This window comes from Streptomyces sp. B1I3 (assembly GCF_030816615.1).
Taxonomy (GTDB): domain Bacteria; phylum Actinomycetota; class Actinomycetes; order Streptomycetales; family Streptomycetaceae; genus Streptomyces.
The window spans coordinates 6,434,141-6,459,674 of sequence record NZ_JAUSYD010000001.1; the positions used below are offsets into that span (position 1 = coordinate 6,434,141).

The 25,534-nt window shown below is 67.0% G+C and carries 25 protein-coding genes and 2 pseudogenes; 17 read left to right on the plus strand and 10 right to left on the minus strand.

What is annotated here, in order from left to right:
* Positions 1-2: 2 nt before the first annotated feature.
* Entirely contained in the window at positions 3-848 is an 846-nt protein-coding gene (locus QFZ58_RS29205) for a PD-(D/E)XK nuclease family protein (protein ID WP_307129029.1), read from the minus strand.
* Between the two features lie 170 nt (positions 849-1,018).
* Between QFZ58_RS29205 and QFZ58_RS29210 the strand changes: the two genes are divergently transcribed.
* The 3 genes from QFZ58_RS29210 (at position 1,019) to QFZ58_RS29220 (ending at position 4,045) form a co-directional block, all read left to right on the plus strand.
* Positions 1,019-2,269, plus strand: coding sequence for a site-2 protease family protein (locus tag QFZ58_RS29210; RefSeq protein ID WP_307129030.1), 1,251 nt, complete (start codon positions 1,019-1,021; stop codon positions 2,267-2,269).
* A 73-nt stretch (positions 2,270-2,342) separates the two neighbouring features.
* The gene (locus QFZ58_RS29215) at positions 2,343-3,251 is read left to right on the plus strand and encodes a tRNA (adenine-N1)-methyltransferase (RefSeq protein ID WP_307127888.1); all 909 of its coding nucleotides are present in this window, start codon (positions 2,343-2,345) and stop codon (positions 3,249-3,251) included.
* Positions 3,252-3,460: 209 nt separating this feature from the next.
* Positions 3,461-4,045, plus strand: a complete 585-nt coding sequence (locus QFZ58_RS29220; RefSeq protein WP_307129031.1) for a hypothetical protein — start codon at positions 3,461-3,463, stop codon at positions 4,043-4,045.
* A gap of 80 nt (positions 4,046-4,125) precedes the next feature.
* Here QFZ58_RS29220 and QFZ58_RS29225 read toward each other — a convergent pair whose 3' ends face one another.
* Complete coding sequence (locus QFZ58_RS29225; protein WP_307127889.1) at positions 4,126-4,437, minus strand: ferredoxin; 312 nt, start codon at positions 4,435-4,437, stop codon at positions 4,126-4,128.
* Between the two features lie 241 nt (positions 4,438-4,678).
* Here QFZ58_RS29225 and arc point away from each other — a divergent pair, with 241 nt between their 5' ends.
* The 6 genes and pseudogenes from arc to prcA all read left to right on the plus strand — a co-directional run bounded on the left by arc (position 4,679) and on the right by prcA (position 10,483).
* The gene (gene arc / locus QFZ58_RS29230) at positions 4,679-6,445 is read left to right on the plus strand and encodes a proteasome ATPase (protein WP_307127890.1); all 1,767 of its coding nucleotides are present in this window, start codon (positions 4,679-4,681) and stop codon (positions 6,443-6,445) included.
* 235 nt (positions 6,446-6,680) lie between these two features.
* Entirely contained in the window at positions 6,681-8,192 is a 1,512-nt protein-coding gene (dop, locus tag QFZ58_RS29235; protein ID WP_307127891.1) for a depupylase/deamidase Dop, read from the plus strand.
* 129 nt (positions 8,193-8,321) lie between these two features.
* Positions 8,322-8,540 (plus strand): ubiquitin-like protein Pup, encoded by a 219-nt coding sequence (locus QFZ58_RS29240; protein ID WP_307127892.1) that lies wholly within the window; start codon positions 8,322-8,324, stop codon positions 8,538-8,540.
* A 120-nt stretch (positions 8,541-8,660) separates the two neighbouring features.
* Positions 8,661-8,835: pseudogene (locus tag QFZ58_RS29245) on the plus strand (endonuclease domain-containing protein); the annotation flags it as partial.
* Positions 8,787-9,632: a proteasome subunit beta gene (gene prcB / locus QFZ58_RS29250; protein ID WP_307127893.1), complete on the plus strand. Its 846-nt coding sequence runs from the start codon at positions 8,787-8,789 to the stop codon at positions 9,630-9,632. The pseudogene QFZ58_RS29245 and the gene prcB, both read left to right, overlap by 49 nt.
* A 56-nt stretch (positions 9,633-9,688) precedes the next feature.
* Entirely contained in the window at positions 9,689-10,483 is a 795-nt protein-coding gene (gene prcA / locus QFZ58_RS29255) for a proteasome subunit alpha (protein ID WP_307127894.1), read from the plus strand.
* Between the two features lie 51 nt (positions 10,484-10,534).
* On the opposite strand, the gene QFZ58_RS29260 is transcribed toward prcA, so the two are convergent.
* Positions 10,535-11,575, minus strand: a complete 1,041-nt coding sequence (locus tag QFZ58_RS29260; protein ID WP_307127895.1) for a LacI family DNA-binding transcriptional regulator — start codon at positions 11,573-11,575, stop codon at positions 10,535-10,537.
* 140 nt (positions 11,576-11,715) lie between these two features.
* On the opposite strand from QFZ58_RS29260, the gene QFZ58_RS29265 reads away from it, so the two are divergent.
* The 3 genes from QFZ58_RS29265 (at position 11,716) to QFZ58_RS29275 (ending at position 15,543) form a co-directional block, all read left to right on the plus strand.
* Positions 11,716-12,987 carry an MFS transporter gene (locus tag QFZ58_RS29265; RefSeq protein ID WP_307127896.1) on the plus strand — a complete coding sequence of 424 codons (1,272 nt, stop codon included), beginning with the start codon at positions 11,716-11,718 and terminating at the stop codon, positions 12,985-12,987.
* A 9-nt stretch (positions 12,988-12,996) separates the two neighbouring features.
* Entirely contained in the window at positions 12,997-14,358 is a 1,362-nt protein-coding gene (gene pafA / locus QFZ58_RS29270; protein ID WP_307127897.1) for a Pup--protein ligase, read from the plus strand.
* A 360-nt stretch (positions 14,359-14,718) separates the two neighbouring features.
* The gene (locus QFZ58_RS29275; RefSeq protein ID WP_307127898.1) at positions 14,719-15,543 is read left to right on the plus strand and encodes an IS5 family transposase; all 825 of its coding nucleotides are present in this window, start codon (positions 14,719-14,721) and stop codon (positions 15,541-15,543) included.
* A 372-nt stretch (positions 15,544-15,915) separates the two neighbouring features.
* On the opposite strand, the gene QFZ58_RS29285 is transcribed toward QFZ58_RS29275, so the two are convergent.
* Positions 15,916-16,152 (minus strand): hypothetical protein, encoded by a 237-nt coding sequence (locus tag QFZ58_RS29285; protein ID WP_307129102.1) that lies wholly within the window; start codon positions 16,150-16,152, stop codon positions 15,916-15,918.
* 492 nt (positions 16,153-16,644) lie between these two features.
* Between QFZ58_RS29285 and QFZ58_RS34550 the strand changes: the two genes are divergently transcribed.
* Complete coding sequence (locus QFZ58_RS34550) at positions 16,645-16,797, plus strand: winged helix-turn-helix domain-containing protein (RefSeq protein WP_373428678.1); 153 nt, start codon at positions 16,645-16,647, stop codon at positions 16,795-16,797.
* Here QFZ58_RS34550 and QFZ58_RS29290 read toward each other — a convergent pair.
* On the minus strand, positions 16,786-17,877 hold the full coding sequence (locus QFZ58_RS29290) for an IS630 family transposase (RefSeq protein ID WP_307127899.1): 1,092 nt from the start codon (positions 17,875-17,877) through the stop codon (positions 16,786-16,788). The two genes, QFZ58_RS34550 and QFZ58_RS29290, sit on opposite strands and share 12 nt — an antisense overlap.
* Positions 17,878-18,048: 171 nt before the next feature.
* Between QFZ58_RS29290 and QFZ58_RS29295 the strand changes: the two are divergent.
* Positions 18,049-18,351, plus strand: a pseudogene (locus QFZ58_RS29295) (IS630 family transposase); the annotation flags it as partial.
* 210 nt (positions 18,352-18,561) lie between these two features.
* Positions 18,562-19,370, plus strand: a protein-coding gene (locus QFZ58_RS29300; RefSeq protein WP_373428605.1) for an IS5 family transposase whose coding sequence is annotated in 2 segments (ribosomal slippage) — positions 18,562-18,910 and positions 18,910-19,370 — 810 coding nt in all. Because the reading frame shifts where the segments join, the coding sequence is not laid out codon by codon here.
* Here QFZ58_RS29300 and QFZ58_RS34555 read toward each other — a convergent pair.
* The 4 genes from QFZ58_RS34555 to QFZ58_RS34560 all read right to left on the minus strand — a co-directional run bounded on the left by QFZ58_RS34555 (position 19,349) and on the right by QFZ58_RS34560 (position 22,635).
* Positions 19,349-19,879, minus strand: coding sequence for a helix-turn-helix transcriptional regulator (locus tag QFZ58_RS34555; protein ID WP_373428606.1), 531 nt, complete (start codon positions 19,877-19,879; stop codon positions 19,349-19,351). The genes QFZ58_RS29300 and QFZ58_RS34555 overlap by 22 nt on opposite strands.
* Positions 19,767-20,654 (minus strand): hypothetical protein, encoded by an 888-nt coding sequence (locus tag QFZ58_RS29305; RefSeq protein WP_307127901.1) that lies wholly within the window; start codon positions 20,652-20,654, stop codon positions 19,767-19,769. The genes QFZ58_RS34555 and QFZ58_RS29305 overlap by 113 nt, the downstream gene beginning before the upstream one ends.
* Before the next feature lie 156 nt (positions 20,655-20,810).
* Positions 20,811-21,272 (minus strand): hypothetical protein, encoded by a 462-nt coding sequence (locus tag QFZ58_RS29310; protein WP_307127902.1) that lies wholly within the window; start codon positions 21,270-21,272, stop codon positions 20,811-20,813.
* Positions 21,273-22,023: 751 nt separating this feature from the next.
* Entirely contained in the window at positions 22,024-22,635 is a 612-nt protein-coding gene (locus QFZ58_RS34560; protein ID WP_373428607.1) for a transposase, read from the minus strand.
* Positions 22,636-23,064: 429 nt separating this feature from the next.
* On the opposite strand from QFZ58_RS34560, the gene QFZ58_RS29320 reads away from it, so the two are divergent.
* Together QFZ58_RS29320 and QFZ58_RS29325 are read left to right on the plus strand one after the other, a co-directional pair.
* Positions 23,065-23,835, plus strand: coding sequence for a transposase (locus QFZ58_RS29320; RefSeq protein ID WP_307127903.1), 771 nt, complete (start codon positions 23,065-23,067; stop codon positions 23,833-23,835).
* Positions 23,836-24,066: 231 nt separating this feature from the next.
* Positions 24,067-24,875 (plus strand): IS5 family transposase gene (locus tag QFZ58_RS29325; protein ID WP_307127904.1). Its coding sequence is split into 2 segments (ribosomal slippage): positions 24,067-24,406 and positions 24,406-24,875, totalling 810 coding nucleotides; the frame shifts between segments, so codons are not numbered across the junction.
* A gap of 72 nt (positions 24,876-24,947) precedes the next feature.
* Here QFZ58_RS29325 and QFZ58_RS29330 read toward each other — a convergent pair.
* A complete protein-coding gene (locus QFZ58_RS29330; RefSeq protein WP_307127905.1) occupies positions 24,948-25,181 on the minus strand; it encodes a hypothetical protein in 234 nt (77 codons plus the stop codon).
* Between the last annotated feature and the right edge of the window lie 353 nt (positions 25,182-25,534).

The window sequence follows — 25,534 nt, forward strand, 5'->3', positions numbered from 1 at the left end:
CTTCATGGGCCTTCGAGGGCCGCCGGTCGGCCGGCCTCGGCCCGGACCGGCTCCATTGTGCCCTGCACACCCTCCACCGACTCCGCCGGGCGGATCGGCAGGGGATAGACCGGGGGAGTCCCGCCGAACTCGGGACAGACCGCCCGGTGGTCGCACCAGCCGCACAGCTTCGTGGGCCTCGGCCGCCACTCGCCCGTCTCCGTGGCCAGCCGGATCGCCTTCCAGAGGGCCAGCAGCTTGCGCTCCACCCGCTCCAGGTCGGCCGGAACCGGGTCGTAGGTGAGCACGTCACCACTGCCGAGGTAGACCAGCTGCAGCCGGCGCGGGACGACGTTCTTCAGGCGCCAGATCACCAGCGCGTAGAACTTCATCTGGAAGAGCGCGCCCTCGGCGTACTCCGGCCGCGGGGCCTTGCCCGTCTTGTAGTCCACGATCCGGACCTCACCGGTCGGAGCGACGTCGACGCGGTCGATCACCCCGCGCAGCCGCAGCCCCGACTCCAGCTCCGTCTCGACGAACAGCTCCCGCTCGGCCGGCTCCAGGCGCGTCGGGTCCTCCAGGGAGAACCACCGCTCCACGAGCCGCTCCGCCTGGTCCAGCCACTCCGCGAGCCGCTCTCCGTCCGGGTCCTCGGCGAAGAGCCCGGTCAGTTCCGGCTTCGACTCGAGCAGCCGGTCCCACTGACCGGGGATCAGCGCCTTGGCCCGAGGAGCCGTACGGTCCCCCGCCGGGGCGTCGAACAGCCGCTCGAGCACGGCGTGCACCAGCGTGCCTCGGGTAGCCGCCTCGCTGGGCTTCTCGGGCAGCTTGTCGATCACCCGGAAGCGGTAGAGCAGGGGGCACTGCATGAAATCGCTCGCGCGCGAGGGCGACAGGGACGAGGGTGGCTGAGGCGGGCGCGATACGGAGGTCATGTCGCAGACCCTACGGCCCGCCACCGACACCGAGCGGCATACCATCGACCACAGAGCTCGCACACTGCATGATCGTGGCAGACGCCATCGACCGAAGGGACCTCGTGGACGAGAGCGGCGACAGCGAGCGCCCACAGCCCGGCGCAGGGGGGAAGGACCCCGGCACCGGACCCGGGAAGGGCGCACGGCGACGCCAGGAAGATCCCGGTGGCGGCCTCCTCATGGGTCGTCCCTTCGGCGTGCCCGTGTACGTGGCGCCCAGCTGGTTCGTCGTCGCCGCACTGATCACCTGGGTCTTCGGCGGCCAGCTCGACCGCGTCCTGCCCGAGCTCGGCGGAGCCCGCTACCTGGTCGCGCTCTTCTTCGCGATCGCCTTCTACGCCTCCGTCCTCGTGCACGAGCTCGCCCACACCGTCGCCGCGCTGCGCTACAAACTGCCCGTCCGGCGCATCCAGCTCCAGTTCTTCGGTGGCGTCTCCGAGATCGAGAAGGAGAGCGAGACCCCCGGACGCGAGTTCGTCCTCGCCTTCGTGGGCCCCCTGCTCTCCCTCGTGCTGGGCGGCGTCTTCTACATCCCGCTCCAGTTCGTCGAGGCGGGTACCGTCCCGGGCGTCCTCCTGGCCGGGCTGATGGTCTCCAACCTCATCGTCGCCGCCTTCAACCTGCTCCCGGGCCTGCCCCTGGACGGTGGCCGGATGCTGCGCGCCGTCGTCTGGAAGATCACGGGCAGGCCCATGAGCGGCACCGTCGCCGCGGCGTGGGTCGGCCGGGGTCTGGCCGTCACCGTCCTCATCGGCCTCCCGCTCCTCACGCACACCGGTGCTCTCGGCAACGCCACCAGCGAGATCAGCGGTGTGGAGACCGTCACCGACGCCCTGCTCGCGGCCATCCTCGCCGGCATCATCTGGACCGGAGCCGGCAACAGCCTGCGCATGGCCCGGCTGCGCGAACACCTTCCGGACCTGCGGGCCCGCGCGCTCACCCGGCGCGCAGTCCCGGTCGAGTCCGCCACCCCGCTCTCCGAGGCGCTGCGCCGTGCCAACGAAGCCGGTGCCCGCGCCCTCGTCGTCGTCGACGGCCACGGCAACCCCAAGGGAGTCGTCCGCGAGGCGGCCATCGTCGGCGTCCCGGAGCACCGCCGCCCCTGGGTCGCGGTGAGCGGCCTCGCCCAGGACCTCACCGACGGCATGAGGGTCCCGGCCGAGCTCGCGGGCGAGGCACTCCTGGACCGGCTCAAGGCGACCCCGGCCACCGAGTACCTGGTCGTCGAGGAGACCGGTGAGATCTACGGCGTGCTGTCCACCGCCGACGTCGAACGCGCGTTCGTCGCGGCCATGGCCCGCCCTGCGGCCTGACCGCGACCACCACGGGCGACGGCCGGTCGCGGCCCCCGGAAAGGGGGCCCGTAAATACCGGTAGGCTGGTCACATGTCCGAACCGACCGGTGCCGCCCGCCGTCGCGGCCCATTCAAAGTCGGGGACCAGGTCCAGCTCACCGACCCCAAGGGACGCCACTACACGTTCACGCTCGAGGCCGGAAAGAACTTCCACACCCACAAGGGTTCTTTCCCGCACGACGAGCTGATCGGTGCTCCCGAGGGCAGTGTTGTCCGTACCACGGGAAACGTCGCCTACCTCGCGCTGCGCCCCCTGCTCCCCGACTACGTCCTGTCCATGCCCCGCGGCGCCGCCGTGGTCTATCCCAAGGACGCGGGGCAGATCCTGGCCTTCGGCGACATCTTCCCCGGCGCCCGCGTCGTCGAAGCCGGCGTCGGCTCCGGAGCCCTCAGTACCTTCCTCCTGCGCGCCATCGGCGAGCAGGGCATGCTGCACTCCTACGAGCGCCGCGAGGACTTCGCCGAGATCGCCCAGCAGAACGTCGAGCGCTACTTCGGCTCCCCGCACCCCGCCTGGCAGCTCACCGTCGGTGACCTCCAGGACAACCTCTCGGACACCGACGTCGACCGTGTCGTCCTGGACATGCTCGCCCCCTGGGAGTGCCTCGAGGCCGTCTCCAAGGCACTCGTGCCCGGCGGCATCCTCTGCGCGTACGTCGCCACCACCACCCAGCTCTCGCGGACCGTCGAGTCCATCCGCGAGATCGGCTGCTTCGCCGAACCGCAGCCCTGGGAGTCGATGATCCGCAACTGGCACGTCGAGGGCCTGGCCGTCCGTCCCGACCACCGGATGATCGGCCACACCGGCTTCCTTGTCACCGCCCGCCGCCTGGCGGACGGCGTCGAGCCGCCGCTGCGCCGCCGCCGCCCCTCCAAGGGCGCCTACGGTGACGACTACGACGGTCCCGGCAGCCGGAGCGGCTCCGCCACCCGCGACTGAACCCGCACAACGCACGGGCGCCGCCGCCGAGTTCCCCGGACCGACCCGGGAGCCCGCCGGCGGCGCCTTCGCATACCGCGCGGCGGCCGGCGGCGACCCCGCCGTTCCCTTGCGGTGTGAGGTGTGGCACGATGCTGGCCACCCCCCGCACCGCCGGCCCGCTCGGCACCGCCTGCCCAGGCCTCCAGGAACCACAGGAGACATACCGCGTGCAGACCTCCGCGCTCCCGGACCTCGCGCACACCGACGCCAAGCCGGTGCACTGGCTCGCCACGGCCGCGGCGATGGCCGCCGTCGTCGCCGCCGCAGGGTTCCTGCAGCCCGCCGGGGCCACCGCGACGGCCTCGGCGTCCGAGCACGGCGCCGGCGTCTCGCACGGCAGCGCACCGGCCGCCGCCCCCGACCCGGAGCGGGTCGCCTTCCCGCTCGACTGCGGTACCGCCGGCCGGACCGTGGCCGAGGAGGCACCCGGCGACCTCGACGGCGACGGCAGGCCGGAAACAGTCGCCGTGGTCCACTGCGCGGCCGGATCCGGCACCCCGCCCAGTGGCGTCTACGTCCTGACACAGACGAGCGGGGCCGCACCCCGGGTCGTGGCGACCCTGGTGGACCCCGCTCAGAAGCTGACCGTCACCGACTTCGCGGTCCGCGGCGGCAAGATCTCGGCGACCCTGCTCGGCTACTCCTCGCTCGACGTACCGCGCTGCTGTCCCGACGTGCGGGAGAGCGCCTCCTGGCAGTGGAAGGGCAACGCGTTCGTGAAGTCCGCCGGGGCGACCGAGCTGAGTGCCTGAGGCACTGAGGGCCGGCTGCCCCGCGGGCCGCGTCACGGCCGGAGACCTCCCTCCGGCCGTCTCCGGGCCGGGACCTTCCCTCAGGCCGCGTCCGGGCCGAAGACTTCCACGTTGTCCGAGACGCGACGTACATGGATGCAGTCGCCCGGGCACTCCTTGGCCGAATCCACCACGTCCTGGAGCAGCGGCAGCGGCACCGGAGTAGTGGCCCCCTTGTCCTGGAGGAGCTCGTCGTCGGCGCTCTTCACGTACGCCAGTCCGTCGATGTCGAGCTCGAACACCTCGGGGGCGTACTGCACGCAGATGCCGTCGCCCGTACAGAGATCCTGGTCGATCCAGACCTCGAGATCCTGCGCGTCACTGTCGCCCGGAGCGTCCTGCTGCACGGTCATGTGTCCTGCCGTTCCCTGCGTATCTGCACCAATTGAAGCCAGCCCTGACGGGTGTTGAACGCTTCGACGATACAACCGGCGGCTTTCCGATGCCGAAGGGTGGGTATTCCCTTGGCGTGAGGGAGGGCGCAAGGGTGAAGATCGGACACGCTCCCAGGTCTTTGTGATCTAGGGGTTTCAATCATCACTCACCCAGGTAGGGTCAGGAAGCGTCCAGCTCCCCTTGGAGGAGGTGAGGACCGTGGCAGCCCACGACGACGACATCAACCGCGGCATCCGGCCCGGGCGGGGGTCAGAAGACCCAGCCGGCCAGGTTGCCTATCTCGAGCAGGAAATCGCCGTCCTGCGACGTAAGCTCGCCGACTCTCCGCGTCATACGAGGATTCTCGAAGAGCGGATCGTCGAGTTGCAGACCAGCGTGGCAGGTGTGTCCGCGCAGAACGAGCGGCTCGCCGGCACGCTCCGGGAGGCCCGCGACCAGATCGTGGCCCTCAAGGAGGAGGTCGACCGGCTCGCTCAGCCACCGGCCGGCTTCGGTGTCTTCCTGCAGGCCAACGAGGACGGCACCTGCGACATCTTCACCGGGGGCCGCAAGCTCCGGGTGAACGTCAGCCCCAGCGTCGAGCTCGACGGCCTCCGGCGAGGCCAGGAAGTCATGCTCAACGAAGCGCTCAACGTGGTCGAGGCCATGGAATTCGAGCGGGCCGGGGACATCGTCACCCTCAAGGAGATCCTTGAGGACGGCGAGCGCGCCCTGGTCGTCGGGCACACCGACGAGGAACGGGTGGTGCGGCTCGCCGAGCCGCTGCTGGACATCACCATCCGTCCCGGCGACGCCCTCCTGCTCGAACCCAGGTCGGGCTACGTCTACGAAGTGGTGCCCAAGAGCGAGGTCGAAGAACTCGTCCTCGAAGAGGTTCCGGACATCGACTACGACAAGATCGGCGGCCTGGGAGACCAGATCGAGCTGATCCGTGACGCGGTCGAGCTCCCCTACCTCCACCCCGACCTCTTCAAGGAGCACGAACTGCGCCCGCCGAAGGGCATCCTGCTCTACGGCCCTCCCGGCTGCGGCAAGACACTCATCGCCAAGGCCGTGGCCAACTCCCTGGCCAAGAAGGTCGCCGAGGTCACCGGCCAGCCCGCGGGGAAGAGCTACTTCCTCAACATCAAGGGCCCCGAACTCCTCAACAAGTACGTCGGTGAGACCGAGCGGCACATCCGCCTCGTCTTCCAGCGTGCCCGGGAGAAGGCGAGCGAGGGCACCCCCGTCATCGTCTTCTTCGACGAGATGGAATCCCTCTTCCGCACCCGTGGCTCCGGTGTCAGCTCGGACGTGGAGAACACCATCGTCCCCCAGCTGCTCGCCGAGATCGACGGTGTGGAGGGCCTGGAGAACGTCATCGTCATCGGTGCCTCCAACCGCGAGGACATGATCGACCCCGCCATCCTGCGGCCCGGCCGTCTCGATGTGAAGATCAAGATCGAGCGCCCGGACGCGGAGGCCGCGAAGGACATCTTCGCGAAGTACCTCACCTCGTCGCTCCCGCTGCACGCGGACGACCTGGCCGAGCACACGGGGTCGAGGGAGGCCGCCGCCCACGCCATGATCCAGTCGGTCGTGGAGCGGATGTACACGGAATCCGAGGAGAACCGCTTCCTCGAGGTCACCTATGCGAACGGCGACAAGGAAGTCCTGTACTTCAAGGACTTCAACTCCGGAGCGATGATTCAGAACATCGTGGACCGGGCGAAGAAAATGGCCATCAAGGCATTCCTCGACCAGGGCCAGAAGGGCCTGCGCGTCTCCCATCTCCTCCAGGCGTGTGTGGACGAGTTCAAGGAGAACGAGGACCTGCCCAACACCACCAACCCGGACGACTGGGCCAGGATTTCCGGAAAGAAGGGCGAGCGGATCGTGTTCATCCGCACACTCGTCACCGGAAAGCAGGGCGCGGACACCGGTCGTTCCATCGACACGGTGGCAAATACCGGACAGTACCTGTAAAACGCAGACCGGCTGCGGACGCCCTGCCGGGCGTCCGCAGCCGGCCGTTTTCCCGGTAGTTCCGGCCTCACCCGAACAATGACGTAATTGATCTCCCCACCGGCGCATGGGCGCTCTAGGCTCTGCTGTACCGCCGAGTCGCGCAGTGCGGGGACGGGCACCGCACGCGCAGGAACCAGCAGCGGTACTTGAGCGGCGCTCCCGGACGGGAGCACCGCCGGGCAAGGAGGGCCGCATGACCGTACGGCGAGTAATGGGCATCGAGACGGAGTACGGGATCTCCGTCCCCGGTCAACCCAACGCCAATGCCATGCTCACCTCGTCCCAGATCGTCAACGCGTACGCGGCGGCGATGCACCGGGCGCGCCGCGCCCGCTGGGATTTCGAGGAGGAGAATCCGCTGCGCGACGCGCGAGGCTTCGACCTCGCCCGTGAGACCGCCGACTCCAGCCAGCTCACCGATGAGGACATCGGCCTCGCCAATGTCATCCTCACCAACGGTGCCCGGCTCTACGTCGACCACGCGCACCCCGAATACAGCTCACCCGAGATCACCAACCCGATGGACGCGGTGCTCTGGGACAAGGCCGGCGAACGAGTGATGGCGCAGGCCGCCGAGCGGGCCGCCGCGATCCCGGGCGCACAGCCGATCCACCTCTACAAGAACAACACCGACAACAAGGGCGCGTCCTACGGCACGCACGAGAACTACCTGATGAGGAGGGAGACCCCCTTCTCCGACATCGTGCGCCACCTGACCCCGTTCTTCGTCTCCCGCCAGGTGGTGACCGGCGCCGGCCGGGTCGGCATCGGCCAGGACGGCAACGAGCACGGCTTCCAGATCAGCCAGCGCGCCGACTACTTCGAGGTGGAGGTGGGCCTCGAGACCACGCTGAAGCGCCCCATCATCAACACCCGCGACGAGCCCCACTCCGACGCCGAGAAGTACCGCAGGCTGCATGTGATCATCGGGGACGCGAACCTCTCCGAGATCTCGACCTACCTCAAGCTCGGCACGACCTCGCTGGTCCTGGCCATGATCGAGGACGGCTTCATCAACGTCGACCTCGCGATCGACCAGCCGGTGCGCACCCTGCACCAGGTCTCGCACGATCCGACGCTCCAGCAGTTGATCACGCTCCGTAGCGGCCGGACACTGACCGCGGTGCAGTTGCAGATGGAGTACTTCGAACTGGGGCGCAAGTACGTCGAGGAGCGGTACGGCGCGGACGCCGACGAGCAGACCAAGGACGTCCTGCTCCGCTGGGAGGACACGCTCAACCGCCTGGAGAACGACCCCATGAGCCTGTCGGGCGAGCTGGACTGGATCGCCAAGCGGGAGCTCATGGAGGGCTACCGGCGCCGTGACGGCCTGGACTGGGACGCGCCGCGCCTGCACCTGGTGGACCTCCAGTACGCGGACGTACGGCCCGAGAAGGGCCTGTACAACCGCCTGGCGGCCCGCGGGAAGATGAAGCGCCTGCTCGACGAGAACGACGTCGAGCGGGCCCGTACGAAGCCGCCCGAGGACACCAGGGCCTATTTCCGTGGCCGCTGCCTGGAGCAGTACGCCGACGACGTGGCCGCGGCCTCCTGGGACTCGGTCATCTTCGACCTGCCCGATCGTGACTCCCTGCAACGGGTGCCCACGATGGAACCGCTGCGCGGTACACGTAGTCACGTGAAGGAGCTGCTGGACCGCTGCCGCACGGCGGAAGAGCTGGTCCGGACGCTGACGGGGGGCTGAAATGCGCTCCGGCTGGGAATCAATCAGATGACCTGGGGACGTTGACACAAGTACCGGGCCGATGTCGGACCCCGTAGGTAGGGTCTGATCAAGTGCTTCGAATGCTTCGAACCGAGCGGGGTGAGCTATATGGCGACCAAGGACACCGGCGGCGGACAGCAGAAGGCGACGCGTTCCACCGAGGAGACCGAGGAGCAGGCGCAGGACGCGCAGGCGTCCGCGGACCTCCAGGAGCGCCAGGAGAAGCTGAGCGACGACGTCGACGACGTCCTCGACGAGATCGACGACGTGCTCGAGTCCAATGCCGAGGACTTCGTGCGGTCGTTCGTGCAGAAGGGTGGCGAGTAGCCCGGGCCCGGCCCCGGGGAACTGCTCGCCGGCAGGCTCCCGCCACCGGCGGACGCTTCCGCGGGACGACCCGCACGCACGCAGGGTCGTCCCGCGGAAGCGCTTCTGCATCAGGGCGAGGTTGATCGCCGCCACCGGACGGGTAGGGTCCGTGGCGTACTGCTTCAACTGCAATTCGGCCATCGGCAAGTTGGGGGATGATCCTGACTCCTTGCGCAGGGCCATCGCATACCTGGAGGGAAACGCGTGGAAGCCAACACTCGTAGCACCGGGCGTCTACCAGCTGCCTTCCTGACGCCGGGTTCGTCCTCGTTCATGGACTTCCTGTCCGACCACTCACCCTCGATGCTTCCGGGCAACCGCACCCTGCCGCCGCTGCAGGGTGCGATCGAGGCGCCGCACGGGACGACCATCGTCGCCGCCTCGTTCCCCGGCGGGGTGGTCCTCGCCGGTGACCGGCGGGCGACCATGGGCAACATGATCGCCCAGCGCGACATCGAGAAGGTGTTCCCCGCCGACGAGTACTCCGCCGTGGGCATCGCGGGCACGGCGGGCCTCGCCGTGGAGATGGTGAAGCTGTTCCAGCTGGAGCTGGAGCACTTCGAGAAGGTGGAGGGCGCCACCCTCTCCCTGGAGGGCAAGGCCAACCGTCTTTCCACGATGATCCGCAGCAACCTGGCGATGGCCATGCAGGGCCTGGCGGTCGTCCCGCTGTTCGCCGGGTACGACGTCGACCGCGAGAAGGGCCGGATCTTCTCCTACGACGTCACCGGCGGCCGTTCCGAGGAGCACGGGTACGCGGCCACAGGCTCCGGCTCGGTGTTCGCCCGCGGGTCGATGAAGAAGCTCTACCGCGAGGACCTGACGGAGGAGCAGTCGCTCACCCTGGTCGTCCAGGCGCTGTACGACGCGGCCGACGACGACTCGGCGACCGGCGGGCCGGACGTGGCCCGCCGCATCTACCCGATCGTCACCGTCATCACCGACGAGGGCTTCCGCAAGCTCGACGAAACGGAGTCCGCCGCGATCGCGCGGTCGATCCTGGAGCGCCGGCTCGAGCAGCCCGACGGCCCGCGCGCCGCGCTGCTCTGACCGGGCCGGAAGCTTTTGAGATGCACTCGTCACTGACAGAAAGGGACGGATAGCCGGTGTCGACGCCGTTCTATGTCTCACCCCAGCAGGCCATGGCCGACCGGGCGGAATACGCCCGCAAGGGCATCGCCCGCGGTCGCAGCCTGGTTGTGCTGCAGTACGCCGACGGCATTGTGTTCGTCGGCGAGAACCCGTCCCGTGCGCTGCACAAGTTCAGCGAGATCTACGACCGGATCGGCTTCGCCGCCGCCGGCAAGTACAACGAGTACGAGAACCTCCGCATCGGCGGCGTGCGCTACGCCGATCTGCGCGGCTACACCTACGACCGTGACGACGTGACGGCGCGGGGACTGGCCAACGTCTACGCGCAGACGCTCGGCACCATCTTCTCCAGCCAGGCGGAGAAGCCGTACGAGGTGGAGCTGGTGGTCGCCGAGGTCGGCGACGGTCCCGAGGGCGACCAGATCTACCGGCTGCCGCACGACGGCTCGATCGTGGACGAGCACGGCTCGGTCGCGGTCGGTGGCAACGCGGAGCAGATCAGCAGCTTCCTGGACCAGCGCCACCGCGACGGGATGTCGCTCGCCGAGGCGCTGAAGCTGGCCGTGCAGGCGCTGTCCCGCGAGGCCAACGGCAATGAGCGGGAGATCCCCGCCGAGCGGTTCGAGGTCGCGGTCCTGGACCGTACGCGGCCGCAGCAGCGCAAGTTCAAGCGGATCGTCGGGCGGCAGCTGACGAGGCTGCTGGACGCGGACGGCGCGGGATCCACCCCCACGGACGCACCGTCGGACAATGAGGACGACGCCCCGGACGCCCCGGCCGGGGGCACCGGCACGTCCACGCAGGAGTAACCCCGGGTGTCCGGTGCCCCCGGCCGTCGCGTACGGCGGCCGGGGGCACCGTCATGAGTGGGCGGGAGCGACGGCCGGCGGGGCGGTGGAGCCGCGGACCGTCAGCCGCACGGGCAGGTCGCCCTGCTCCGCCGGGCGGCCGTCCAGGACGGCGAGCAGCGCCCTCATGCCGCGCTCGCCCACCTGCTCGGCCGGCAGCCGGACCGTGGTGAGCTCGGGCTCCACGGCGGTGGCCAGGGCCAGGTCGTCGAAGCCGGTCACGGAGATGTCCTCGGGCACCCTCAGCCCACGCCTGCGTACGGCCTTGCAGGCCCCCGCGGCCAGGATGTCGTCGTCGCAGACGATCGCGGTCGGCAGCGGCCCCGGAGCCGCGAGCACCTTCTCCACGGCCTCCCGCCCGGCCCCGACGTCCAGCGCCGCCGGCACGGTGCGCAGGGCGGCGTCCGGGACGTCCCGCACGGCCCGCGCGAGGGCCTGGGCGCGCACCGTGAAGGTCCAGGTGTCCACGGCGGAGGCGAGGTGGACCAAGCGGCGGTGGCCCAGGCCGAGCAGATGCTCCGCCACCTGGCGCATGCCGTCCGCGATGTCCAGGTTCACGTGGGCCGCCGGGCCGGGGTCCCCGGGATCGCTGTCCAGCATCACCAGGGGGAGGTCGGCGCCCCGCAGGGCTCCCAGGGCCTCGGCGGCCATGGAGGAGGCGATCACCCCGTCCAGGGCCGCGCGGGCGGAGGCGAACGGGTCCCGGGCCGGGCCGGTGCCGTCGGGCGACGGGTAGAGCACCACGCCGAAGTCGTGCTCGGCCGCGACGGCGGCGGCGCCGGAGTAGACCCGGGCGAAGAACTCGTTGGTCAGCGCGGGCACGACGAGGAGGGCCGTGCGGGTACGGCCGAGCCGCAGGCTGCGGGCGGCCAGGTTGGGCCGGTAACCCAGCTCCCTGGCGCTGCCACGTACGCGTTCGGCGGTCGCCTCGGAGACCCTCCCGCGCCATTTCCCGCCGAGCACCAGCGACACCGTGGCCTGGGAGACGTCCGCGGCGCGCGCGACGTCACGGCTGGTGGGGCGGGGTGGGGCCGGCTGCTGCGCGCTGCTCACTCGTGCCTCCGTGCTGAACCGGACAGGTGCCGTGGGATGGACTCGCGGACTGCGCACATGGTACGTATGAGAGCGACGTTATACGTAAAACCCCGAGGGTGCGGCACATGCGGCACCCGCCGGGGGAGAGGGGCGGAAACATGGCCGCGGGATATCTGGACATCCTCAGGGCGCGGCATGCCGCCCGGCTGCTGACGGGGACGCTGGTGGGACGCCTGCCGAACGGCACGGCCCACATCGCCATCGTCCTGTTCACCCGGGCCGAGGGCGGCAGCTACACGCTGGCCGGTGCCCTGGCCGCCGCGTACGGCCTCGCCACGGCCGTGGGCCAGCCCCTGCTGGGCAGGGCCGTGGACCTGCACGGGCAGCCGCGCGTCCAGCTCCCCGCCGCGGTGCTCTCCGCGCTCGGCATGGCCCTCCTGGCCCTGGTGGGCCTGGACATGCTCCTGCTGGCCTACGCGGCCGTGATCGTGGCCGGTGTCTTCACGCCACCGCTGGAGGGCGGGCTGCGCGCCCTGTGGCCGACCGTGCTCGGCACCGAGGACCGGGTGCACCGCGCCTACGCGATGGACGCGGTGGCCCAGGAGGTCATGTTCACCGTCGGGCCCCTCCTCGTGACGGTCCTCGTGTCGCTCTGGTCGCCGGCCGCCGCCCTCCTGGTCATCAACGCCATAGGCGTCCTGGGGGCGCTGTCCGTGGTGCTGTCCGAGCCCTCCCGCACCTGGCGCTCCGCACCCCGCGAGGCCCATTGGCTCGGCGCGCTGCGCTCCCCGGGGCTGCTGGCGCTCCTCGGCGCGTTCTTCTTCGTCGGGCTGGCGCTCGGCTCGATCACCGTCGCGGGCGTCGCCTACGCCGACGACCACGGCCAGGAGTCCGTGTACGGCTGGCTGATGGCGGCGCTCGGCCTGGGGGCGCTGGTCGGCGGCTCGGTCTACGGCGCCCGGCAGTGGGCCGGGGCGCCCGAGCGGCGGCTGCGGGTCGTCGTCGCGCTGCTGGCCCTCGGCTACCTGCCGCTGATGCTGACGCCCGGGGTGCCCGCCATGACCGCGCTGGCCGCGCTGGCCGGAGTGTTCCTGGCGCCGGCGATCGCCTGCTCCTTCATCGTCGTGGACCGGCACGCGCCCCGGGGCACGGTGACCGAGGCGTTCTCCTGGCTCGTGACGACGTTCGGGGTGGGCGCGGCGGCGGGGACGGCCGTGGCGGGCCCGGCCGTCGAGCTCGGCGGGACGGCGTGGAGCTTCGCCGTCGCGGGGGCCGGGGGAGTGGCCGCTCTGCTGGTCCTGCTGACCACCGGAAGGGTCCTCGCAGTTCCCGGCCGTACGTCCGATGTCGTGGCCGGTGTTGCGGCCGGATCGGAAAATGATCGAAACGGTGCTGCCGAACCCGGTTTCAGCTCAGGCCGTAAGGCGTAATGTTCAGTCATGGACCGCCGCATTTTCGGGCTGGAGAACGAGTACGGCGTCACGTGCACGTTCAGGGGACAGCGCCGACTGTCACCTGACGAAGTGGCGCGCTACCTCTTCCGCCGTGTTGTGTCATGGGGCCGCAGCAGCAATGTCTTCCTGCGGAACGGCGCCCGCCTGTACCTCGACGTGGGATCGCATCCGGAATACGCAACCCCGGAATGCGACGACGTGACCGAACTGGTCACGCACGACAAGGCGGGCGAACGCATTCTCGAGGGCCTGCTCGTCGACGCCGAACGCCGCCTGCACGAGGAGGGAATCGCGGGCGACGTCTATCTCTTCAAGAACAACACCGACTCGGCGGGAAACTCCTACGGGTGCCACGAGAACTACCTCGTGGCCCGGCACGGAGAATTCTCCCGGCTCGCGGACATCCTCATTCCGTTCCTCGTCACCCGGCAGCTGATCTGCGGTGCGGGAAAGGTGCTGCAGACCCCGCGCGGAGCCGTCTACTGCGTGAGCCAGCGTGCCGAGCACATCTGGGAGGGCGTCAGCTCCGCGACGACGCGTTCCCGGCCGATCATCAACACCAGGGACGAACCGCACGCCGACGCGGAGCGGTACCGCCGCCTCCACGTCATCGTCGGCGACTCCAACATGTCCGAGACGACCATGCTGCTCAAGGTCGGCGCGACCGACCTGGTGCTCCGCATGATCGAGGCGGGCACGGTGATGCGCGACCTCACCCTGGAGAACCCGATCCGGGCCATCCGCGAGGTCAGCCACGACATCACAGGACAGCGCAAGGTGCGCCTCGCCAGCGGCCGTGAGGCCTCGGCCATAGAGGTGCAGCGCGAGTACTACGAGAAGGCCGTGGACTTCGTCGACCGCCGGGGCATCCGCACCGGCACCGTCGCCCAGGTCCTCGAGCTGTGGGGCCGCACTCTGGACGCCATCGAGGCCGAGGACCTCGACCGGATCGGCACCGAGATCGACTGGGTCATGAAGTACCAGCTCATCGAGCGGTACCGCGCCAAGCACAACATGACCATGTCGAATCCGAGGGTCGCTCAGATAGACCTCGCCTACCACGACATCCACCGGCGACGGGGGCTGTACTACCTGCTGGAGCGCAAGGGGCAGGCAGCCCGCATCTGCAACGACATGAAGATCTTCGAGGGCAAGTCCGTGCCCCCGCAGACCACCAGGGCGCGGCTGCGCGGCGACTTCATCCGACGGGCCCAGGAGCAGCGGCGGGACTTCACCGTCGACTGGGTCCACCTCAAGCTCAACGACCAGGCGCAGCGCACCGTGCTGTGCAAGGACCCCTTCCGTTCCGTCGACGAGCGGGTGGAGAAGTTGATCGCCGGTATGTGAGCTGGCGTCACCGCATCACTACCCCTGCCCCCCAGGACGCATTGGTCCTGGGGGGCGCCTTCAGTCGACCTATTCTCCTTGCTTCAGTTACGGATGGGCTCTGAGTGAGCGTTTGGTCCTCATATTGGGTGTTTCGCTGTGGTTTTGAGCGATCAAGCATGGGCGCCTGAGTGGCGATCTACCAGGAAAGCGGCTTATGCGGCAATCCGTGGACCAGTAATACGCCGGGTTCCTTATAAAAGCTCCCGTCTCATATAGAAGCGACCTGGTTCATGCGGGTCTGAAAACCCGCGCCCCGATGCACCGGATACCTCAGCACACGCCCTGCCCAGGTCGGCCGCCGCCACATACCCAGGCACCATGCAGCCCTCGCAGTCCTACCCCAGTGACCTGTCCGACGCCCGCTGGGAACTCATCCGCCCCACCCTGGAAGCTTGGCGCCAAGCCCGCGCCGGCATCCGTAAGCCCACCCATGACCTACACGCCCTGATGAACGCCATCCTCTACGTCGACCGCACCGGCATACCCTGGCGCTACCTCCCCCACGACTTCACACCCCACCAGACCGTCTACGGCTACTTCGCCCGCTGGGAAGCGGACGGCATCTTCGACCAGCTCACCAGCATCCTCCGCGGCAAGGTCCGAAAGGCCGAAGGCCGCGCCAGCCAGCCCAGCGCCTGCCTGATCGACAGCCAGAGCATCAAGACTTCCGCCAGCGTCCCCCTGACCAGCCAAGGCATCGACCCGGCCAAGAAGATCATCGGACGCAAACGGCACATCGTCACCGACACCCTCGGCCTCCTCCTGGCCGTCGTCGTCACCGCCGCGAGCGTCCGCGACTCCGCGGGCGGTGCCCAGCTCATGACCAAGGTCGCCGCACTCCACCCGACGATAAGCAAAGCCTGGGCCGACAACGGCTACAAGACCAAGGCCGTCGAACACGCAGCCCGACTCGGCATCGACCTCGAGATCGCCCAACGCGACCCCACCACCAGAGGCTTCCACGTCCAGCCACGCCGATGGGTCGTCGAACGCACCCTCGGCTGGCTCATGCACCACCGCCGCCTGGCCCGCGACTACGAAACCCACCCCCACCGATCAGCCGCCATGATCCAACTGGCCGCCATCAACCTCATGACCCGCCGCCTCACCCACGAGACCACCCTCAACTGGCGCGACAGCTAGACCAAACGAAACAGACATTGGAGAACGAAACGCTCACTGAAGCGGAGTCGCGAAAGCGCTTCCTGACCCGGGCCGATAAACCTTTGCTGAGAGGTTCTGTCAGTCCAGGCGGTGGGGCATCTTCTATTAGCCATGCGGGCGTGGTTGACGGCGCGTTCGGTCGGGGGTGCGTTCGCCGTGGCGTGTCTTTGCTCCGACGGCCACCCAGGTGCTGGCGGCCTGGTGGGCGAGGTCGGCAGGGACGGGCACGCCTCGGCGCTCTCAGACCCGGACGACCTGCTTGCGTGGGCAGTGTCAGCCCGTGGCATTCCCCCGGCAGTGCGGGCGAGATCCACGGCCTGTGGCCAGCCGGGTCCGTGACGACCTGCACGTTCACATCGTGGCAGCGATGCTTGGCGGAGTGATTGTCCTGGCGACGGTCGAGGCGTCCCACTCGGCAAGGATGCCGTCGAGCGGGACGTAGCCTGGGTCTTTCTCTCGCAAAACTCTGAGCGGTCCCGGTGCCTGGTCGGCAAGCAGATCGATCACCTTCGAGGTGTACGCGTGAGAGGTGCCGACCGGGATGCTGGACTCGGTGGCGGTCTGGATGAGGGGGTCGCTCTTGCGCACGTCGGTGCGGGGGCGACGGGTAGGAATCGCGGCAAGCGGGGTGCCGTGTCCCTCAGTGATCAGGTGGTCCTACGTTGTTGCGTGGGTTGGACGGGCCAGTCGTAAAACTCAGAGATCCGGCGGCGCTGGGTACGGCTTTCAGGCGGTTGCCCCTGATGGTTTCAAACACCTCGCCGCCTGGTGTCTCACGATGACCCGACCGCTGATTACTGGGGTTAAACTCGTGGAGTCGTAGGAGCTGACGGCTCGTCGCCCCTGCGGTATCGCCGAGGCATGTGGTATCCACAAAGGGCGGACTGACCGCCGAACGGCGGCATTTTCCAGGCGGAGTTACGGCTGAAGGTGGGCGAGGGGTTCGCCCAGGGCGAGGCGAACTCAGTGATCGCCAAAGACCTGCGGGTCAACGCCTGATGGCGGCAGGTATGGGGCGAGGGCGGCCCCCGGCCTCTGCGGTCGCAAGAGCCGGCGTCGCTGCCGGCTGAGCGAGAAAAGATTCGCCCAGTTGGAGGCGGAGCCGGCCAAGGACCTGCCGCGCACGGTTGGGAGGGCCAGCGATGGACGCTCGCGCGGATCAAGATGGTGATCGGCCGACACTTCCATCTGACCTACACCATCCAGGGCGCGCGAAAACTGCTAGTGACCTGAGTCAGAGATTCGCCGGCAGTAGCTGGCGACCTTGTCGAGGATTTCGTCGGCAGTCTTGGTCCAGATGAAGGGCCGTGGGTGGTCGTTCCAGTCCGCGACCCAGGCCCGGATATCGCGTTCCAGTGCCTGGACGGAACGGTGGACACCGCGTTTGAGCTTCTTCTGCGTGAGCTCGGCGAACCATCGCTCCACCAGGTTCAGCCAGGACGAACTGGTGGGTGTGAAGTGCAGGTGGAATCGAGGGTGTGCCAGCAGCCACTTCTTGACCGCCGGTGTCTTGTGGGTCGCGTAGTTGTCGAGGATCAAGTGCACCTCGAGACCGGCTGGCACTTCCTTGTCGACCTTGGCCAGGAACTTCTTGAACTCGGCTGCCCGATGGCGGCGGTGCAATGAGCCGATGACTTTGCCGGTCGCCACTTCCAGAGCCGCGAACAGGGTGGTGGTGCCGGCACGGATGTAGTCGTGGCTTCGGCGTTCCGGGACGCCCGGCATCATCGGCAGCACGGGCTGGGACCGGTCCAGGGCCTGGATCTGCGACTTCTCGTCCACGCAGAGGACCAGCGCTCTTTCCGGCGGATCCAGGTAGAGGCCCACAACATCGCGGACCTTGTCGATGAAGAACGGGTCCGTGGACAGCTTGAACGTCTCAGACCGGTGCGGAGCCAGCGCGAACGCCCGCCAGATCCGGGAGATGGCCGACTGCGACATGCCCGTGGCGGCCGCCATCGACCGGGTCGACCAATGGGTGGCGTTCTTCGGCCTCTCCTCGAGTGTCTTGACGATGACCCGCTCGACGTCGGCGTCACTGATCTTCCTCGGGGCGCCGGGCCGCGGTTCGTCGGACAGGCCGTCCAGGCCACGTTCGATGAACCGCCGCCGCCAGGTGCGGACGGTGTCCGCGGCAACATTCAGCCGGCGAGAGACCTCCAGGATCGAATGCCCCTCGGCGCACTCCAGCACGATCCGCGAACGCTGAGCCAGCGCCTGGGCCGTCGAACGACGACGCACCCAACCCTCCAGCACAGCCCGCTGGGCATCAGTCACCGACAACGGCGGAATCTTCGGACCCGGACGACTCATACACAACCAACGACGAAATCCGACTCAGGTCACTAGTACGCAACGGCTGGTTCTGCCAGGTCCCGGACGGCGACGCGGTGGCGGGTTGGGTCAAGGAGGTGTGGTCCAGCGCGGAAGACTCGCGGCAGCCGTGGAGCCTGGCTCGTCTTCGAGGACGAAGCCGGAGTCTCCATGACGCCGCCGGAGGCGAAGACCTGGTCACAACGCGGCCGGACCCCGGTGGTGCGAGTGCGGGGCCGTTCCCGCAGACGGGTGTACGTTGCCGCGCTGACCTGCTACAAACCCCGCCACCAAGTCCGGCTGATCTACCGTCCCAGTCAGGACGACGGCTGGCGCGACGGACGCAGGAGCTTCTCCTGGCGCGACTACCGAGACCTGCTGATCGCCGCCCACCAACAGTTCGGCGGCCCGATCGTGGCAGTCTGGGACAACCTCAACGTCCACAATGAATCCGCTGCAAGCACCCGTTGGCTTGGCAGCGGCTGTCGTGGCAGCAACGGTTCCATCCGCTCCCATAGGTAGTCTGACACGATCCACGGTGAAATTCCCATGCTGGACGACGTTGTCTTGACGCGGGCAGGGATGCCAGGAGCGGTATCCCTCCGTATGATCTGCTATGAGAGTAGCTAGTGTCCTGAGTCCTTAGAAGCCATCTCATTTGGACGACTCGGTATTCTGTGAGTCATGGTGGGGATCGTTGAGCGGCTGGTGCCGGATGAGTTGTGGGAGTTGTTCCAGCGGGTGGTGCCTGAGGCGCCGTCGCGGCCTCAGGGCGGTGGTCGGCGTCGGCACGGCGACCGGGAAGTGCTGGCGGCGATCGTCTTCGTGGCCACGTCGGGTTGTACCTGGCAGCAGCTGCCTTCAGCGTCGTTCGGTCCGTCCGGAGCGACCGCCCACCGGCGGTTCTCGGAGTGGTCGAAGGCCAGGGTGTGGGCCAAGCTCCACCGCCTGGTCCTCGACGAACTCGGTGCCCGCGGAGAGCTGGACTGGTCGCGGTGCGCGATCGACTCGGTGAACATGCGGGCCCTGAAAAGGGGGACCTGACGGGTCCGAATCCTGTCGACCGGGGCAAGTACGGCTCGAAGATCCACCTGATCACAGAAAGGTCAGGTCTGCCCATATCCGTCGGCATTTCCGGGGCCAACCTGCACGACAGCCAGGCCCTGATCCCGCTCGTGAAGGGCATCCCGCCCATCCGCTCGCGCCGCGGCCGGCGACGGCGCAAGCCCGGCAAACTCCACGCCGACAAGGGCTACGACTACCCCCACCTGCGGCGATGGTTACGCGAACGCGGCATCGCCCACCGCATCGCCCGCAAGGGAGTCGAGTCCTCGCAACGGCTGGGCCGCCACCGCTGGACCGTGGAACGCACCATGGCCTGGCTCGCCGGCTGCCGCCGCCTCCACCGACGCTACGAACGCAAAGCCGACCACTTCCTCGCCTTCACCAGCATCGCCTGCACCCTCATCTGCTACCGCAGGCTCGCCAAATGAGATGACTTCTTAATGGCGTGCAAGTACGAAACAACGCACAGTTGCGTATAACTGATCCCTCCGAGACGTTCACGTATGTTGTAAACATGGAATTTGACTGTCCGCTTGGTGATGTTGAGGGATTCGGCGAGATTGTCAAAGGTGGGCGCGTTGGATAGTAGTGAAAAGACATCCTTCTCGCGGGCAGTCAAGCTGTACAGAAGGGATAGAGCGCGATCAAGCGGTTCGGTAAGAGAAACCGGAAGTGCACCTATGGTAGGGGTCGACTTCACGGCGGGTCTGACAGAAATTTGTTCGAAATTCGATCCGCTTGAGAGTCTCTGTGAAATAATTTCTGGATGAAACACGTGCGTTCTTTCCCTGTTCGGTGACACTTGGTCGAACTTCTGCGATCTGTTAAGGGGTGAGCGATTCGGCAAGCTTAAGCCTGTCTTTAAGTTGCCGTTTGGCAAGATCAAGCATCTTGATGTTGGCGTCAATGATTCTAGTCTGATAGATGGATTCAACATTGAAATAGATACCCGCCAGATTTATATTTTGCTTACACTCGACGTCCTTCTTTGCGATGGTTATGGCGCGAGGGGAGGAGGCCGTTTCCTCATCATCGAATCCCAGTTGAGTGGCTGCCTTCATTGGATCATTTGCGACGAAGCCATGCTTCTTCATGCATGCAGACCAAAGCTTGTTGACATTCTTGATCCGAGAGTCGTTCAGAGCCGCAGATTCGGCATCTCTCTGGAGGTTGAAGACGTACAAGAGATCAACACTGTCTGGTGTACGAGCATAGAGCTTTAGAAACGATTCTCTAGTGCAGCCCCCAACGGGTACTCGCCGACCGTTGATTTTTTGCTCGCTGCCACCTCGCTTATCGGCTTCCTCTTGACTCATCGGTAGATCTTCGAGAGCCAAATCCTTCGCCCCGGCCAGGGCGACGCGCTCAGCTTCACTCTGCAGTGAAGTGCCCGCACCTTGAAGGCTTGTCTCAACTTTGCGTCCATATCCGTATCGGGCGGCAATCTCCATGTCGAGAATTCCAAAAACCCCCGCGTGCCTGCGATCCATGGAGGCGGCAGTTTTTTCGGGGGGAGCATACTCGAATCCCAATCGCTTCATGCATTGCTTCGTCAGAGCCGCCTGCGCTCTGTCAGATGTCTCTTGCTCCTTCTCTGACGCTTGATATTCGTCAAGGGGAAATTTCAATCCCTCTGTTGTTACAATTTTAGGGGCCGTCGCTGGGTGATGTTCCGTTTCATCACTCACCGGGCCGCGGGTCGAACAGCTCACGAGGAGGGTAGATATGCACACGACCAAAGTTGATCGCGTAAAATAATACGAATAAGAAAAGCGCATGCGGATTCCTGTAATCGAGTGGAAAGCGGAAACCGCCATCCCGATCCGAAAATTCGGACAGAATGGCGGCCCTCAGTTCAGGGGAGCTGATTAACCCTTCCAGATGTTCCGGATCGTAGAATCCGCGAATGATGTGATGGCATTTTTGTAATTCAAAGAGGCGTTGCCGGCGTATCCCGAGGGAAGTGAACCTTCGAGGCCGCCACCCGCCACGCCGGTATAGACCCAAATGGTCTCGTGAGCGCGATTCCAGTACGCGGCAGCGTTGTTGTCAACGGACTGCCCCTGGCCTGCGCAGCCGAGGTAGATGCTGGACGATATAAACTTGTTGTCGCTCAAGTTTCCATCGCCGATGGCGACCCCGGGTTGGCCGTCGTCGAATACGCACCCCTTTTGGTCGGAGTTGTAGTAGAGGCCGAACTCTCCGTCGTTGAGGGTGCCGTCTCTGTCTGCCGCCGATGCGATGCTGACGGTCGCGAGGATGACGCCGATGGCGGCAGTTGTCGTTACGGCTGCTCTGCCAAGGTTTCGTGCGATCGTGGATCTGGGCATATCTACTCCTCCTAGGAGTTCTTTTGTGGTACGGGAGATCGTGGCTCGCGAACAGTTATCCAATCAGGATAAAAAGAGGATACGCAACTGTCTCATGAGGCAGGTCCGTTTGAAGCCGGTTAAATTCGGCCATCTCGCAGAAGGCTGCAGTGCGGGCAATCTATGCTATGGTTTCCGCCCTGGAAACAGCCTGGCGTTGGCTAGCCTCGATCCTTCGTGTCGGGCCGTTTGGGTAGCCCGTTTCGGCTTGTCGGGTCGGTGACGGGAGGACGATGACCCGGCTGTCGCGTCGGGTGTGCGCCGGGTTTCACGGCTCCGGCGGGCGGTTCGAGTCCGTCGGGGCAGGCGGTTGCTGCTGGTCATCCAGGGTTCGGGAGTGCTTCGAGTCGCTGGATCGCGCCTGTGATCACGTCGGTCCAGGGCCAATGGTGGGTGAATCTCAGGTGCCGGCGGCGGCCGGTGGCGAAGAGCTGGGCGGCGGCGGAGAACAGCCGCGGTCGTAGGCGGCGAGGTTCCCAGAGGCGGGGTCTGCCGGTCAGGGCGAGCATCGGCAGTCAGGCCAGCAGGTCGAGCCGGGCAATCTGCAGCCAGATCTGGATCTGCGCGGTGTCGTGCAGGGGCTGGTTACGCAGGCCTGCGGCGCGTGCATGGCGGTTGCGGCCCTCGGCGCGCTCGCTGGCGGTGGCCTAGTTCGAGTGCGGCGATCGGGATGTTGGTGGTGTTGGTGGCGAAGCACGTCAGTCGCAGTCCGTCAGCGTCGGTGATCCGTAACTGGGCGCCCAGGTGCGGACGTTCCTTGCGGACGATCATCCGGGTCTCTTGCAGCCAGCCCTTGAGGGCGTCGCCGTCGAGTTCGGCGGGTCCAGACGCCTTCGCGGATCTCGCCTCCCTGTTCGTCGACGGCGGGTGTCCAGGCGCAGGCGGGAACCTTCAGGACGGCAAATTGAATGGTGTCGGTGATGGTCATCCCGACCGAGTGCGGCAGCCGCGTTCCGCGTTTCGCGAGCCAGGCGACGAACTCGTGGGCGCCGCTGGCGGAGTCGGTGCGGATCAGGGTGGAGCGGCCTCGTCGATATCGCTTGGGAAGCTGGGCCAGGGCGAGCCGGGTGGCGGATGTGATCGGCGGCGGTGTTGCTGCCGCGTTCCCTGGACACAGCAGGGCTGCCACCGGCTCTCTGGCGCCGCCGCGTCCCTGATCGACGAAACCCATGAGCGGATGATGCCCGTAGGACTTCTTCCAGGTCGCGGCCGCGTCCTGCTTGTCGGAGTGAGCTGGCACCAGCACTCCATCCAGGTCTATGATCACCTGCCCGGTGGCGTCCGGTGACGAGGCGCCGACCAATTTCCATTCCCGCGCGCGCACTTCGGCCCGGATGGCGGTCAGAGCCTTCGAGCCTGCGGCGGCGAGCTTTCGATGAGCCGGGAGACAGCCGGGTCAGGGCCACCGGCCCGAACGCGGACGGCTCGGCCCGCAGCATCGCGACATCCGCCAGGCAGTCCCCGCCCAGCTGGCCGCCAGGGCCACGTCCGGCAGGATCTTCCCCGGATCATGCACCGGCCGAGGACGCCGCCACGGTGCGAGAGCCTCCGATATCGCGGTGTCCAGGCCGCTCTTGCGGACCGTCTCGACCAGCAATACCCCTCCGGCCTGGAAGACCACCGCCCGGCCACCGCCCTCGATGCGGACAGGCGGAAGGGCCAGATAAGCTTTTGCGCCCGAGGAGTGCTTCCCTTCATGCTACGACCTAAGACCTGTCCCGTAACTGCCGGTCAGGGGTGAGATGATCTTGGCGTGTCTGGTGTGATCACGGCGTCGCAGCCCTCTTGGATAGCCCCGTTCAGCGGGTTGAGCCCGCGCCAGTTCGGCAGGCTGGTCACCGCGCTCCGGCGCGAGGGTGCATATCCGGTGCGCAAAGGCCGGCCATGGAGTCTGCCGCTGGAGGACCGCGTGCTGCTGGTCGCCGCGTACTGGCGGACCAACCTGACCCTGCGCCAACTAGCGCCGCTGTTCGGGGTGTCGAAGTCCGCGGCCGACCGCGTCATCGACCACCTCGGGCCATCGCTCGCGCTCCAGCAACGCAAGCGGTTCCGCAAGGACACCGTGCTCATCGTGGACGGCACCCTGGTCCCCACCCGCGACCACAGTGTCGCCGAGCAGTCGAAGAACTACCGGTACTCCACCAACCACCAGGTCGTCATCGACGCGGACACCCGGCTGGTCGTCGCAGTCGGCCGTCCTTTGCCCGACAACCGAAACGACTGCAAGGCATGGGAGCTGTCCGGTGCGAAGGCCGCCGTCGGCAGGACCACGGTCATCGCGGACGGCGGCTACCGGGGCACCGGTCTGGTCATCCCGCACCGTCGCGAACCCGGCCAGAGCGAACTCGAGGCATGGAAAGAGGAACACAACACCTCGCACCGCAAGGTCCGCGCCCGCGTCGAGCACGCCTTCGCCCGGATGAAGACCTGGAAGATCCTCCGCGACTGCCGCCTCAAAGGAGACGGCGTCCACTACGCCATGCTCGGCATCGCCCGCCTGCACAACCTCACCCTCGCCGGGTGACGAAAGAAACGAGCAGGTCAACGGACACGTCGTAGATCATTTACGGGACAACGCTTAGAGTCTGGATAAGTCCTATCGTTGCAGTTCAGGGGCGACTTTGCGTTTCCGATCATGCATTGGACACCCAGCCACATGAAAGCCCGAGGCTAAAGATTGCACTAACTGATCGTTTCAGAATGAGTTGAGTCATGGGTCTTGTGCTCGGCGATCTTGGTCGGCAGGGTGTCTGGGGTGCGTGCTGATCTTGTTCCTGACGACCTGTGGGAGCGGATCGCCCCACTGTTGCCGCCTGCTCCCGAACGGCGCCGCCGCCATCCCGGGCGGCTGCGTGTTCCCGATCGGGCAGCACTCGCCGGCGTCATGTACGTGTTGCGGATCGGTGTGGCGTGGCGCGATGTTCCTGCCGAGACCGTGGGCTGCTCCGGAGTAACGGTCTGGCGCCGGCTGCGGGACTGGACCGAGGCCGGTGTCTGGCCGCGCCTACACGCCACCCTGCTGGCCGAGCTTCGCCGCGTCGACCTGCTGGACCTAGACGACTGCTCCGTGGACGGGTCGCACGTCGGGGCCCTCAAAGGGGGGATCACGTCGGTCCCTCGCCCGTCGACCGAGCCCGCCCCGGCTCCAAGCACCACCTGATCGTCGACCGCCACGGAACGCCGCTCTCCGTGACGCTGACCGGCGGGAACCGGCATGACGTCACCCAGCTCCTGCCGCTGCTGGACGCCGTTCCGCCTATTCGGGGTCGGCGGGGACGTCCCCGCCGCAAGCCCCGACGTCTGTACGCGGACCGGGGCTACGACTTCGACAAGTACCGCCGCCTACTGCGGAAGCGCGGCATCAAGCCGTGCATCGCACGACGCGGCGTCGCCCACGGTTCCGGACTGGGCAAGGTGCGCTGGGTCGTCGAGCGCGCCTTCGCCTGGCTGCATCAGTTCAAGCGGCTCCGCATCCGCTACGAACGACGCGCGGATCTGCATCAAGGCCTGCTCGAACTGGCCTGCAGCCTCATATGCCTTCGCCGTCTGAGAACTTCATTTTGAAAGATCAGCGAGGGGCAACATGTCGGAGCCGGCGGTAGCGGCAAAGTCGGTTGGTGCCCTTGAGGGCTGAGCTCAGGTGAGGTCGAAGGTGGTGTTCACCGAACCGTGCCCGTTCGGCACCTCCATGAGCGTGAGGGTTCCATCCTCTGTTTCGAAGACTCTCACCAAGATCCCGCTGTTGTCCTCGCCGGGAAACACAACGGAGAAGTGGGGGTCCATCTCCATCAGGAAGTCCCAGCCCTCCCGCTGGGTCGTGTCGAGGAGACTGGCATGCCGACCGGTTGTTCTGCCACTTGCCGACCTCATCGACAGTGACGGTGATGTCGATGCCGTACTTCTCAAGGCAGATCTCGCGATTGGCCCACCATTCGAGGCTGGCCTGACCCACGAATCGATCCGTAGCACACTATGCACGGCACCCAGGCCGGACGGTCAAGTTTGTGTGGCTGCCGGCCGTCGTAGAGCGGTCCGTGAGACAAAGCTGCATGGGCAGGCGGACAGGCCCCCGCCTCAACCGGCTACAGCGTGGATGCCTTCTCTGCCTCCGGATCCCATTCTGAAACCAGCCTTTAAGGCTTCGGCGTAGTCGTGTGCTGTCCGGTTCACGCGTATTTGCCACATGGCTTCGAGCGAGTCTGTTGGCCCCATGGGAACGACTG

Bases quoted from the DNA above. Each gene is read 5' to 3' on its own strand.
- QFZ58_RS29290 (WP_307127899.1), bottom strand. From the start codon at position 17,877: ATGAGTCGTCCGGGTCCGAAGATTCCGCCGTTGTCGGTGACTGATGCC.
- QFZ58_RS29265 (WP_307127896.1), top strand. From the start codon at position 11,716: ATGGCCGCGGGATATCTGGACATCCTCAGGGCGCGGCATGCCGCCCGG.
- pafA (WP_307127897.1), top strand. From the start codon at position 12,997: ATGGACCGCCGCATTTTCGGGCTGGAGAACGAGTACGGCGTCACGTGC.
- QFZ58_RS29215 (WP_307127888.1), top strand. From the start codon at position 2,343: ATGTCCGAACCGACCGGTGCCGCCCGCCGTCGCGGCCCATTCAAAGTC.
- dop (WP_307127891.1), top strand. From the start codon at position 6,681: ATGACCGTACGGCGAGTAATGGGCATCGAGACGGAGTACGGGATCTCC.
- QFZ58_RS29225 (WP_307127889.1), bottom strand. From the start codon at position 4,437: ATGACCGTGCAGCAGGACGCTCCGGGCGACAGTGACGCGCAGGATCTC.
- QFZ58_RS29205 (WP_307129029.1), bottom strand. From the start codon at position 848: ATGCAGTGCCCCCTGCTCTACCGCTTCCGGGTGATCGACAAGCTGCCC.
- QFZ58_RS29240 (WP_307127892.1), top strand. From the start codon at position 8,322: ATGGCGACCAAGGACACCGGCGGCGGACAGCAGAAGGCGACGCGTTCC.
- QFZ58_RS29310 (WP_307127902.1), bottom strand. From the start codon at position 21,272: ATGCCCAGATCCACGATCGCACGAAACCTTGGCAGAGCAGCCGTAACG.
- QFZ58_RS34555 (WP_373428606.1), bottom strand. From the start codon at position 19,879: ATGTTGAATCCATCTATCAGACTAGAATCATTGACGCCAACATCAAGA.
- QFZ58_RS29330 (WP_307127905.1), bottom strand. From the start codon at position 25,181: ATGAGGTCGGCAAGTGGCAGAACAACCGGTCGGCATGCCAGTCTCCTC.
- QFZ58_RS29275 (WP_307127898.1), top strand. From the start codon at position 14,719: ATGCAGCCCTCGCAGTCCTACCCCAGTGACCTGTCCGACGCCCGCTGG.